Source organism: Sphingobacterium sp. G1-14 (assembly GCF_002196555.1).
Classification (GTDB): Bacteria; Bacteroidota; Bacteroidia; order Sphingobacteriales; family Sphingobacteriaceae; genus Sphingobacterium; species Sphingobacterium siyangense.
Map to the genome: position 1 here is coordinate 5,517,146 of NZ_CP021381.1, position 12,544 is coordinate 5,529,689.

Genomic DNA, 12,544 nt, shown 5'->3' on the forward strand with positions numbered 1-12,544 from the left:
CGCCCTTTCCTACATCGCATCAAAAAGTGTATTTCCTTTCGAATACCTGTAGTAAAGGGCAGCTCCTTCGGTTAAAATGATGTCTCTAATTGTTACTCAACACCATACTGTTGTTTATACGATTTTTCTAAATCGGTCACTTGCTGTAGCAATTGTTTTTCCGAGGTAGAGGCCAAGATACTCTTATAGGCACCCAAAGCACGTAATGCTGTACCGATATTTGAATATTCCAGCTCAGGTTTTGTTTGTGCAATATCCTGATACCAACGCATATTTTGCGTCATAAACTTCAGGTTACGGTTTACGATTTCATTTGCACGCTTCGTTTCACCAGTTTCATACAACACATTGACAATTGGAATATAGCCTAAAATATCGCGCATCAAATAAACACGTTTTGGCATTTTCTCAAAGGTTTCGACAGCAACTTTGCGCGCCTCATCCTTATGACCTTCCATCATCAACTGTGTCGCTGTACCACCCATTACTGTATTTGTAATCATGGTAATCATGCGGTAAGATTCAGGATCCAGGTAAGAAGCATGTGCCATATTACCCCATTGGTATTTGGTGGTAATGTCTTTATAAGCAGACTGTGTATCAACCAATGTACCTTCGGCCCCGGCAGGAGTTGCAATCGGCATCAAGCGCAGCGCAAAGCCCTCTTGTACCAAATATTTATCTAAACCAAGGTAGTTATCATTTGGAACTGTTGCCGCAAAATAAATCGGACGTTTCCAATCGTTATTTAACAGCACATTTAAGATAGACAACTCCGCTCTGGAAATATAATTTCTATTGTAAGTCCAGCTCATGGTATCGACAATAGATTCTTGCCAAGCTTTAGGAACGACATTATTTTTCAGAACAGATTCTTTATTCACCGGAAGGCTGAAGTTTTTGGTTGGCAAAAAGTTTTCAAACTTACCACCTCTCAATTCCAATTTGTTCTTCTGGTCGTCAGACAATAAAATCTGCATGATCAAATCCAGATCAACATGTCCTGGAACTTTCATATCCTGATAATAAAGCACTTCGCGAACACCTTTCTTGAACTTTTCATCATCGATATTGATCGGTAAACCATCTGCCTGATTTACTTTTTGTTTCATTTGGCGCATATACCAGTCCGAACTCAACAAACTTAAGTTTACGACCCGAACATCCGGACGATAATTTTCAACTTCTTGCACATACCACAATGGGTAGGTATCGTTATCACCATAGGTAAATAAAATTGCATTTGGTGCACAGGAAGCCAGGTAGTTTTTCGCTAAATCACGTGCGGTCGTTTTTTCCGAACGATCGTGATCATCCCAGTTTTGGAAACCCAGCAATACAGGAGCCCCCAATAAACAAGCTACTGTAGCAGCACCGGCCGCTATTTTACCATCCACTTTTTTGCTTAAATAATCCGCGATAGCGAAAACCCCAAGCCCGATCCAGATGGCGAAGGCATAAAAAGAACCGGCATACGCATAGTCACGTTCACGTGGTTGGAGTGGACTTTGATTTAGATATAATACAATTGCTAATCCTGTAAAGAAAAACAACAGACCCACAATTCCCGCATCACGTTGTCTTTTTCCAAAATGCCAGAATGCACCAATTAAACCAATGATCAAAGGCAGAAAATAATATTTATTGTTTGAAGGATCAGTTTTCAATGAATCTGGAATGGCATTTTGTCCACCCACATGCATCTGGTCTACAGGTTTAGCCCCTGAGATCCAGTTCCCCTCAGTGAAGGAACCCTGTCCTTGTTGGTCATTTTGACGACCAGCAAAGTTCCAAAGAAAATAACGACCGTACATGTGTCCGATCTGATAGCTAAAGAAGAACTTTAAGTTATCCCCAAATGTTGGCGATTGTCCTTCAGGAATCTTTAGGTAATCGCGGTAATAATCTATATGATTTTGGTCTCTTGAGCTATAAACACGCGGAAAAAACATCGTTTTATCGTATTTATAGTCCATGCCGTTCTCCACCTTGGTATACTTGTCTTTATCTTTTCTGTACGTATACGTAGGCTCGGCATCAACCACTTGCGCATCAAATGTAGGTCCATTCAAAAGCGGCTCACTGGCATATTGCTCACGTCCAAGATAACTCACAAAAGAAAATGCATTATCCGGATCACTGTTATTTAACGTAGGATTTGCCTTGGCGCGCACCATAATCATGGCAAAGGAACTATAACCAAAAATGATAAATGCTGCACTGATTAAGATCAGATTTAACATCGGTTTTACCTTTTTGATTGAATACCAGATACCATATACGAAAAGAGCTACCGCTAAAATCATGAATAAGTTAAATCCAGTACCAAAGCCCATGCCCAAACTATTCACAAAGAACAGATCAAAATATGCGGCGGCTTTAACAGTGTATTGAATAATACCCCATAAAATTAGCGCCAAAACAACAACACCGATTAAGAAAGCTTTGATCGCCCCCGATGATGTCACTGTTTTTGAACGTTTAAAATAAATGACCAAAGCAATTGCCGGAATCACTAGAAGGTTTAATAAGTGTACCCCGATAGAAAGTCCCATCACATAAGCGATAAAGATCAACCAGCGGTCCGAACCAGCTTCATCGGCATGATTTTCCCATTTTAGAATACCCCAAAATACGACGGCTGTACATAAAGAAGACATGGCATATACTTCGGACTCCACTGCTGAGAACCAAAAAGTATCCGTAAAAGCATAAGCCAGTGCACCAACAGCGCCCGAACCGAATATTTTGATTAAATCGGTGGATGTATATGATCCATCAACACCTTTTACAACGATTTTCTTTGCTAAAGCTGTAATTGTCCAAAATAAAAACAAAATGGTCAGACCACTACATACTGCCGATCCTACGTTCATCCAGAAAGCAATTCGTGTAACATCTCCACCAGCAAGGTTTGAGAATATATTTTGAATCATTAAGAATAAAGGTGCTCCTGGCTGGTGCACAATTTGAAGTTTAAAGGCTGAAGCGATAAACTCGCCACAGTCCCACCAACTCGTCGATCGTTCGGCAGTCATGACATACGCTACAGTTGCTATTAGCGCACATATCCATCCTAAAAGATTGTTGATTTTAGTATAGTTCATAAAATGATAACTGTAAAAAGTATTATTAATACGGCTCGAAAATAAGGATAAGTTAATAAGAAATGAACTTTATTCTGATTTTTTAACACATATTAATTGAAAAAATTTCATTACGCGATCCAATATTGGCTGAAAGGAAAGCATTCCCAAAAGCACGCATGTACTTTTGTGGGCCAACATCTCGATAAAAAAGCTTAGCGTGCATATCTTTTCAAATCAAAACAAAAATTATTTCTTTGAAAATCAGCCCTAATACACTTTTAAGTTCATTTTTATTTGCAGAAATGAGAATAGTCCGTATATTTGCATCATCAAATGTGAACGACATCATCACGATAGCAATCACTTTTGAATTGTTTGTCCGATAGTATAAGGGTAGTACAACAGTTTTTGGTTCTGTTTGTCTTGGTTCGAATCCAGGTCGGACAACAAACAATAGAAAAGGCTTGCATCTGCAAGCCTTTTCTGCGTTATATGCAAGGCTTATTATTTATAAAAGGGTTTAGATTTTTTTAAATTTACATTTTGATTTTTAAAACAAATCTCTATCTTTGCGTCGTCAAAAAGAGAAAAGCGGAAACGTTGACTTTTTAGAGACATTGTCCGATAGTATAAGGGTAGTACAACAGTTTTTGGTTCTGTTTGTCTTGGTTCGAATCCAGGTCGGACAACTTTTAAAGTTAAGCGTATATGGATTGTGAAAACAATCCATTTTTTTTAATGTTTAACTTTAAAAAACAGTAAGGGAATAAAAATATTGAATAAACGACAATACAATAACCCAACATAAATATACAAAACCATGCCTTTGCAATTCAACACGGTTAAACTATTTGCAGGTTCTGGCACTACAGAACTAGCCGAAAAAATCGCACAATCTTACGGGAAACCACTAGGAGACAAAACATTGTCACGTTTTAGCGACGGTGAGATTCAACCTTTCTACAATGAGTCAGTTCGCGGAAGCGATGTATTCATTATCCAATCTACCAACCAACCTACCGACAATCTTTTTGAATTATTATTGATGACAGATGCAGCGAAGAGAGCTTCAGCGCATTATATCACAGCGGTAGTCCCTTACTTTGGTTTCGCAAGACAAGATCGAAAAGACAAACCAAGAGTTGCTATTGGCGCAAAAATGATCGCCAATCTGTTGACTGCAGCTGGTATCCACCGTATCATGACAATGGACCTGCACGCAGCGCAAATCCAAGGTTTTTTCGATATCCCTGTTGACCATTTGGATGGTTCTATCATTTTTGTTCCTTATATCAAATCGTTAAAACTTCCAAATCTAACGATTGCTTCACCAGATATGGGTGGTTCATACAGAGCACGTACCTTTGCTAAATTTTTCAATGCAGAAGTTATTATCTGTGACAAACGTCGTAAACGTGCAAACGAAATCGAATCAATGTCAATTATCGGCGATGTAACTGGTCAAGATGTGGTTTTGATCGATGATATCTGTGATACGGCTGGTACACTTTCAAAAGCAGCGGCATTGATCATGGAAAATGGTGCAAAATCTGTAAGAGCCGTTTGTACACATGCTGTGTTGTCCGGAAAGGCATATGAAACAATTGAAAACTCGGTCTTGTCAGAGATGATCGTAACCGATACCATTCAATTGGATCCAGAAAAAGCAAAACAATCGACCAAAATCAAAGTATTATCAACGGCTGATTTATTTGCAAAAGCAATCACAAGTGTAAATCAACACTCTTCAATCTCCGATTTATTTGAAGTAGAATAATCTTTGAGTTTTAGATTCTAGATATTGGACCTTGGTACAGAAAGCATTCAGCTCAACGACCAGGGTCTTTTTTTTGTATTGCGCCACCACCCCACCTTCTCTCTTCCGCTTGGTTCTTATCTTTTAACCATAGGCGAATAGCCCTTTTTATCGCGTATATAGGTTAGCAATTGACTGTTGTCAACTTCCGCAATAACAGGGGATTTACAGGGGGTTAACAGGGGGTTAGCAGGGGTATAACAGGGGTAAAGCCCTGTTACCCCCCTGTTATACCCCTACTAAGAGAGTCCTATTCCAGTTTTAATATAGGAAATGGTATTAATTTGGTCATACTTTAGGGTAAATAAGTAGCCTTGAATAGGCCTAGTCATGAACATGGAAAAATCGAAAACCTGGAATAAGTATCTGTTTCCGAACTAATAGCGGTCGTATTTTTTTGATAATATCAGAAATTAGATTATCTTTGCACCTCAAATTTATAAAAAATTAAAAGATGAAATCAATTGCTATTAGCGGTTCTGTAAGACAGAACGTAGGGAAAAGAGATGCAAAAGAATTGCGTTACCAAGGTTTAGTACCAGCAGTACTTTACGGTGGTACAGAGCAAACAGCTCTTTCTGTATCCGCAGCTGATTTGAAACCAGTTCTTTACACTGCAGACGTAATCATTGTTGAATTAAACATTGAAGGTCAAACTAAAAGAGCTATCGTTCAAGACGCACAATTCCACCCATTAACTGACTTAGTTACGCACGTTGACTTTTTAGAATTATTTGATGATAAAGAAGTATCATTGAATATTCCTATCAAATTAACAGGAACTTCTCCAGGTGTTAAAATGGGGGGTAAATTAGTTCAAAAATTACGTAATTTACGCGTAAAAGCATTACCTGCAAACTTACCACAAGAAATTGCTGTACCAATGGAATCTTTAGAAGTTGGTAAATCAGTTCGTGTAGGTCAAATTCAATTGGAAAACGCAAAAGTATTAAACAATGCTGATGATACAATCGTATCAGTAATCATGTCTCGTGCATTGCGTCAAGCTGAACAAGAAGCAGCGAAAGCATCTAAAGGTGGTAAAAAATAATCTGAACAAGATTCTTAAAATACTACAGAAAGCACCGAAATTCGGTGCTTTTTTTGTTTATTAAAATTTTTATTTTTGCATCATGAATTATCTTATCGTTGGATTGGGCAACATTGGCAGTGAATATGCCGATACACGGCATAATATAGGTTTTATGGTTGCCGACGAGCTTGTCAAACAGGCTGGCGCCAGTTTCTCCTTGCTCAAGTTAGCCTATTATAGCGAATTTAAGCAAAGAGGCCACAACGTCACAGTAATTAAACCCACGACCTATATGAACTTAAGCGGCAAGGCCGTCAATTACTACATGCAACAATGCAAAGTTCCTATTCAGAATGTATTGGTGATTGTGGATGATCTGGCCATTCCATTTGGTTCGCTACGAATGAAACCCAAAGGAAGCAGCGCCGGTCATAACGGACTTAAATCCATTGAACAGCTTTGTGGCGGACAGGTTTATCCGCGCTTACGTTTCGGTATTGGAGACAATTACCCAAAAGGTAGACAAGTGGATTATGTACTTGGCCCTTTTGACAAAGAGGAACAAGCTGAACTACCGGCTTTAATTGACCATTCCGTTAAAATGATCCAGAGTTTTGTCAATATCGGCATCGAGCTGACGATGACAAATTTGAATACAAAATAAGTTATTTGTCGTTGTAATGCCCCAGTGCTTGGATCACAACGACAGCAATCTCTTCTTCAAAAATTTCATAAATAAGGCGATCTTTCTTATTGATCGCCCTACTCCAAATTTCACCGTCAAAATATTTAATTGTTCGGGAGAGCCTGACCCCATTCTCGGACTCTCCTCCATTTCCAAGAGAAATAGGTCAATTCTTGTCCTATCAGATTTACGTCCTGATTTTTTAATCATTTGCAAATCTCTAATCGCTTTTTTCGAATATTGGATTAAATACTTTCCCATATATTCTTGCTATCCAATTGGACTAATTCGCCTTTTTTCTTCTCAGCCCTAGCTTCTTTCACGCGGTCATTTAATTTCGACGATCTATCTTCAGACTCAATTTTTATTTTTGTCCCACCGAGTGCCTTTAGTACTGCTTTAATCTTTTCTACTTCAGAAGAATCTATTTGAAATGATAATATTGCCATAACCCTTTCGTTTTTACAAAGTTAATAAAACAACTCCACAAACGGAAAAGCCGAATAAATCGGCTTTTCTTGTGTAACTCTTGTGCTTTTATTGTGTCGACCTTGTGTTAAGCAAGGGCTTAGGTATAGTCATCCTTGTGTCGATCTTGTATGTTTCTTGTGTCAAGCTTTAGTTGAACGGATTAATGTACCTGTTTTTCCTTAACCGCTTCAACTTTTTCTTTATCCAGCTCGGTCTTAATTACTTTTTTCACTTTTCCTGACAAACGGTCCTCCAGATCGGAAGATAATGCTTCAGGATGCTCCTTTCCATAGGCTTTGGAGACAATGATAATAACGCCATCCTTTCCCTGATCACCATAGATTGCAGTAGCACTTTGCCCCTTCAAAACCGATATGTGACCAATTGTATTCGGATCCAACTCTTTGATCTTTTTATCCGCGGCAATTTCTCCGTCAATAACAAATAGCGGATCTCCTTTAATACCACGGGCACCAAACTTACCCGGCTCAAGATCTGTACGTCCCGTCATATTGACCGCAATTCCTCGTACCTTTCCCTCAAGTTTAGGCTCGCTCGCATCTCCGGATTTATATCCAGTAACAACCACTTCCGAAGGTTCTCCTTTCATCTTGTGAGCCTTAGCTGCATCCTCTTTTTTATCATAGGTAAAAGTAAGTGTCTGATTCGTGACCGTAGGTGAGCCTTTTTTCTTCAACGCAACAAGAACAACTCCATTCTTGCCTTTCTCGCCATATATTGCTGCACCATTATCTTTAATCACATCAATCGATTGGATTTCCGTCCCCGGAATGGCAGCCATAATGGTTGAATTAACCTCCTTCCCTTCCACGATATAGAGAGGCTCTTTCTCGCTCTTCATTTTCACCCTAAAATGAAGCGTATCCGCTGGAGATTTCGCTACGAGGGTATCCACGCTCATTTGACTGACCGACAAATTTTCTACCAAAGACTTACTTACCTTACCCACCTTCTTTTCTGGCAAAGAAACATCAACCTGTAAGTCCTTGTTCAACTGAATAACGGTAGTCTCATTTGCCTTCTCAACTACCCCCTCTATACTGCCCTCGGCTTTACTTACCGTAAATGCTGCTCCCGTCAATAAAAATACGGGTAAAAGAAAGGCGTATTTACTCAGCTCTATTTTCGATGATCGCTTCTTGTTCATCATCATAATTCGACGTTTTAAAAGTTTAAAATTAAATTGATTGCTCAATCCTACTGAAGTACCCTTTTTGGACACATTCAATAGGCTGTATTGGTACGTCTGCTTGTCAATTCCTTTATCGAGAACCTGTTGATCAGTCAGGAACTCCAAATTTTGGCGAATGGCCCTGCGCATGAGCCAGACGAAAGGATTGTACCAACAACACACCAATATCATTTCAAACAGTAAAATATCCAGACTGTGAAGGCCTTTCACATGAATATCCTCATGCTTAAAAATATCTTTTAGTTCAGCATCAACATGCTGCCCTTTATTGACATAGATTTTATTCAAAAACGAAAATGGAACAATAGGAATAAGCACATTCCGGAATAGATAAGTCCTCCATTGATCGGACCTCGAATTCAGATGAATTCGTAATAAACTCAATAATTGAAATACAAATTTTAATAACAATAAAACAGCACCGGCCATAAATACGATTTCCACCAACCTCCCTAATGTCAGCTGCTGTTGAACCTCCGGCTCCATAATATAAAGCGAAATTTGCTCGCCCACGACCCCCATATTCAATCCGCGCTGTACAAACAAAGACTTTAAATCCAGAAATGGATATATAAAAGCAAATAGTCCTCCTGCCAAAAAGTAAACTCGATTTAACACATAGAACGTCAGCCCTTTCAATAGTCCAATATATCCCAAATAGATAATCCCCAAGAGCAGGTTGACTTGTATAATATAGGTTAGTAGACTTTCCATGCCATTAAGATTTATTATGCTTAATCATATCCATGATCTCCTTTAACTCATCAGCAGTCAGTTTTTCTTCCTGTACAAAAAAGGAAACCATCTCTTTATAGGAATTTTTGAAATAATCGCCCACAAAGGAGTTCATAAACTTGGCCTTATAATCTTCCTCACTCACCATCGGCTCATAGCGCTTGGCATTGGCATAGCGTACTGCTTTCACAAAATCCTTGCGCTCCAGATTCTTTACTGTCGAAGCCAAAGTCGTATAAGGCATCTTCTCGCCTTTTACATTATCCAAGATCTCTTTTATAAAACCTCCATTGAGGCTCCAAATAGATTGCATTGCCTGCTCTTCCTGTGCTGTTAATTTTTCCATGTCTTTATCTTCCTTTTTCTAATCTATCACTAATCTACGAATAATTCGTAAATACAAAAAATATTTTTTCTTTCCTTTACGGATCTCTCCCAAAATAAGACCTTCCTCACCCCTCTAAAAAAAGAAGTGGCTCATTTCTTGCGTATTTAAACTCAAATCCGACGAATATAAGTTAGCTGGCAGAAAATTTGCAATACGTTTATTTTAATTCTAAATTCATTCATAAATCGCTTCATCAATTGAAAAAACAGAAATTTCCACTGTGTAAAATTGATAGCAATCAGTCACACCGTTCACTACAAAAGGAGATGGTTTAAAAACAAATACAAGAAAGATCAATGGCTAAAAATATCAAAGCGATCAAATGTCCGCATTGTGGCAGTATAAAAATCACCACTTTACGCCCCGATTATTACAAATGTGATAGCTGTGGAACTGAATTTTTTCTGGATAGTGATGACATCAATATCAACCACAACTATAACTACCCACGCAACAACCAAGATCAATATAAAGCTATACGGATTGTATTATTTGCCGTTGTGGGCTTTATTGCGCTTATGTTTATCATTGGAGCCCTGAGTGCTATTTTTTCCAAAAAGCCAACGCCCGATTATTCAACTTACAGCACTTCCAATACAGCAGAGAAAAAAGAAGAGGCAGAACCTCTCGAATGGAACTACGCAAGCAACACGCTATTTTTGGATAAAGATAATACACCACATGTTGTTGTCGTCGGTAATGTCGGAACCTTCAGAAAACGAATGGACGAAAACAAGGACAATAAGGTTTATATTGGGCTCTTCGATCCCAAAACGGGTAAAAAAGAATGGGTAAAAGCTCTGATGGAAACTCCCGTCGAACTATCAAGCAGCGACGTCAAACTTCAGGTATTTGAAGACCAGAACCTATATATCATCGTCAAATCCAAATACATTTATCAGCTGGACAGAAATACACTCACGTATAAAAGTGTCCTAGAGAACTATGTAAAAGATGCGCCATCTTTAAGCACAGGAATCGCCAAAGTTGAATTTAAATACGAAGACTATGGCTCAGCCTATCAAATTGTCAACAATGAAGGCCAAAACCTAGCTTATTATCCCTTGGTTAACAAATCTATTCCCGACAAACAGCTGTACGACGAAAGAAGGAAAAAGCTTCCCAACCCAACAACAAAAACGGAATTTACCTTTTCAAGTAAATCCAGTTATTATCCAGAAGAAAAAATCCAGTTAATCCAGTACAGTTATCAATATCAATATGGATTCCCCAAAGATAGCCCGCGATTTTCCTGGGATAAAGACTACGGCGGGTCGGGTATCTTTACCGACCGCGATCCTTATAAAAAGGTGTTGATTAATCCATGGCAATTTAAAGGCGCCCGTCTGATCAGCTTCAAGGACTTTACGCCAGGAAGACTTTACTTTCAGCCTGTAATCATTGCGCAGAATGACAAAACGCTACTCATTGCGTATAAACCAACGCCTGCCGAAGACGATCCTTTCCAGATCCAACTATTGGATGTAACAACTGGCGCTATACAAAAAACAGTGACCACAGATCTTAAATCCATGTATGGAAATGGGAGCCTACTCAAAGATGGTTTTATCATAAAGGGAGCCAGCGACTATTATTATTTTGATAATAACGGCAAACAAATCAACAAGTTTGAAGGGTATAACCCCAAATTCGACACACTAAATTAAACACTATGGGACTATTTAATCTTTTTAACAACCAGCTTTCTGAAGTCATCGAGTGGAAAAACCAAGACCCTCAATTATTGTGGTATAAATTCCCATCCGAAAGGAACGAGATCAAAAATTCCAGCAAGCTGATCCTCGCTCCAGGGCAGGGCTGCATCCTTGTCTATGAAGGAAAAGGTGAAAACCTGCTGACCGAACCGGGAACATACAACCTCAAAACGGACAACCATCCATTCTTTACCACTTTAGCGCGTTTACGGCAGAATTTTGAATCCGAACATAAGCTTTACATCTACTTTTTTCGTACGGCCGCTATCGTCAATCAATCCTGGGGAACCGGAACACCTATTAAATATATCGACCCCCATTACAATTTACCAATAGAAATCGGCTTGAATGGTACATTCTCTTACCTGATCAAGGAACCAGTGCATTTCTATAAAAACATTGTAGCTAATCAAAATACGGTCAACACAGCTGTCATTCAAGACATCATCAATAATCGGATCCCACAACAAATTATTGCGCAGATTGCACAAAAGAAACTAGGTTATAATGAGATTGACAGCCAACTGGGGCTGCTATCCAGCGATATCAAAACTGCAGTTGAACAAGACTTTAAGGATCTTGGGCTCGATGTTACGGATTTCAAAATCTTAGGAACTCAATTTGACGCCAATACTCAACGAAGAATCGGAGAAATCGCAGATTTGACCACACAAAATCAAGCGGCGCAACAGGCAGGTCTGAGCTATGTTGAATTAGAAAAACTACGTGCGCTCCGTGATGCCGCTAAAAATGAAGGGGGAATCGCGGGTGTAGGGGCACAGCTGGGCGTCGGTATGGAACTCGGAAAACAGTTTGACCTCCAAAAAGAGGAGATCAAAGATCATATTCAGCAAGAGGGCGACTTTGTCGAGAAACTTCAAAAGCTGCAGCTGCTGCTCCGTGAAAACATCATTACCCAAGAAGAATTCGATACGCTCAAAAAACAGATCCTCAATAAAATATAATGCATGCGGGGATATTCATATCACGATTCAGCTCAATTATACCGAGGTGAATCAATTCATAACACATAAATTAATTCAGCTATGAAATACATATTCGGTATATTACTCACCTTGGTGATACTTTTCGTTGCCACCTATTTCCTACTGGGGCTTTGGGGCATTAAGCTATTGGATGCAGAGAACTTCAGCAAAATATTGTGGACTACGGGAATTCTGACACTAACCTCTATTATTCTGGTATGTTTTGTCATACTCCCCTTTTTTGGATCGGGTAAACAGGGCAACTACGAAGACAAAGGAAAGGTTGCGCAAAGAAAAATAGATTGATATTTTTTGCAAAATAAGATAATGTTAAATTTGAATAAATTATTTGCTTATTTAAGTAAATAATTAGTGAATATTATCCAAAATGACGCAATCATGTCATTTTAATT

10 protein-coding genes are annotated in these 12,544 nt (G+C 38.9%); 6 read left to right on the forward strand and 4 right to left on the reverse strand.

What is annotated here, in order from left to right; all coding sequences use genetic code 11:
- Positions 1 to 92: 92 nt before the first annotated feature.
- The gene (locus CBM24_RS23845) at positions 93 to 3,107 is read right to left on the reverse strand and encodes a DUF2723 domain-containing protein (RefSeq protein ID WP_088162981.1); all 3,015 of its coding nucleotides are present in this window, start codon (positions 3,105 to 3,107) and stop codon (positions 93 to 95) included.
- 802 nt (positions 3,108 to 3,909) lie between these two features.
- Here CBM24_RS23845 and CBM24_RS23860 point away from each other — a divergent pair.
- From CBM24_RS23860 to pth, 3 genes are all read left to right on the forward strand, one after another.
- Positions 3,910 to 4,866: a ribose-phosphate pyrophosphokinase gene (locus CBM24_RS23860; protein WP_046672755.1), complete on the forward strand. Its 957-nt coding sequence runs from the start codon at positions 3,910 to 3,912 to the stop codon at positions 4,864 to 4,866.
- Between the two features lie 493 nt (positions 4,867 to 5,359).
- A complete protein-coding gene (locus CBM24_RS23865) occupies positions 5,360 to 5,956 on the forward strand; it encodes a 50S ribosomal protein L25/general stress protein Ctc (protein ID WP_075994221.1) in 597 nt (198 codons plus the stop codon).
- An 82-nt stretch (positions 5,957 to 6,038) separates the two neighbouring features.
- Positions 6,039 to 6,602: an aminoacyl-tRNA hydrolase gene (gene pth / locus CBM24_RS23870; protein ID WP_075994222.1), complete on the forward strand. Its 564-nt coding sequence runs from the start codon at positions 6,039 to 6,041 to the stop codon at positions 6,600 to 6,602.
- 266 nt (positions 6,603 to 6,868) lie between these two features.
- Here pth and CBM24_RS23880 read toward each other — a convergent pair whose 3' ends face one another.
- From CBM24_RS23880 to CBM24_RS23890, 3 genes are all read right to left on the reverse strand, one after another.
- Entirely contained in the window at positions 6,869 to 7,072 is a 204-nt protein-coding gene (locus CBM24_RS23880) for a hypothetical protein (protein WP_088162982.1), read from the reverse strand.
- A 182-nt stretch (positions 7,073 to 7,254) separates the two neighbouring features.
- A complete protein-coding gene (locus tag CBM24_RS23885; protein ID WP_088162983.1) occupies positions 7,255 to 9,021 on the reverse strand; it encodes a M56 family metallopeptidase in 1,767 nt (588 codons plus the stop codon).
- A 4-nt stretch (positions 9,022 to 9,025) separates the two neighbouring features.
- A complete protein-coding gene (locus tag CBM24_RS23890) occupies positions 9,026 to 9,388 on the reverse strand; it encodes a BlaI/MecI/CopY family transcriptional regulator (RefSeq protein ID WP_075994224.1) in 363 nt (120 codons plus the stop codon).
- 338 nt (positions 9,389 to 9,726) lie between these two features.
- Between CBM24_RS23890 and CBM24_RS23895 the strand changes: the two genes are divergently transcribed.
- The 3 genes from CBM24_RS23895 to CBM24_RS23905 all read left to right on the forward strand — a co-directional run bounded on the left by CBM24_RS23895 (position 9,727) and on the right by CBM24_RS23905 (position 12,437).
- Entirely contained in the window at positions 9,727 to 11,097 is a 1,371-nt protein-coding gene (locus tag CBM24_RS23895; RefSeq protein ID WP_088162984.1) for a hypothetical protein, read from the forward strand.
- 5 nt (positions 11,098 to 11,102) lie between these two features.
- A complete protein-coding gene (locus CBM24_RS23900) occupies positions 11,103 to 12,110 on the forward strand; it encodes an SPFH domain-containing protein (protein ID WP_088162985.1) in 1,008 nt (335 codons plus the stop codon).
- A gap of 81 nt (positions 12,111 to 12,191) precedes the next feature.
- Complete coding sequence (locus CBM24_RS23905) at positions 12,192 to 12,437, forward strand: hypothetical protein (protein WP_088162986.1); 246 nt, start codon at positions 12,192 to 12,194, stop codon at positions 12,435 to 12,437.
- Positions 12,438 to 12,544 lie beyond the last annotated feature (107 nt).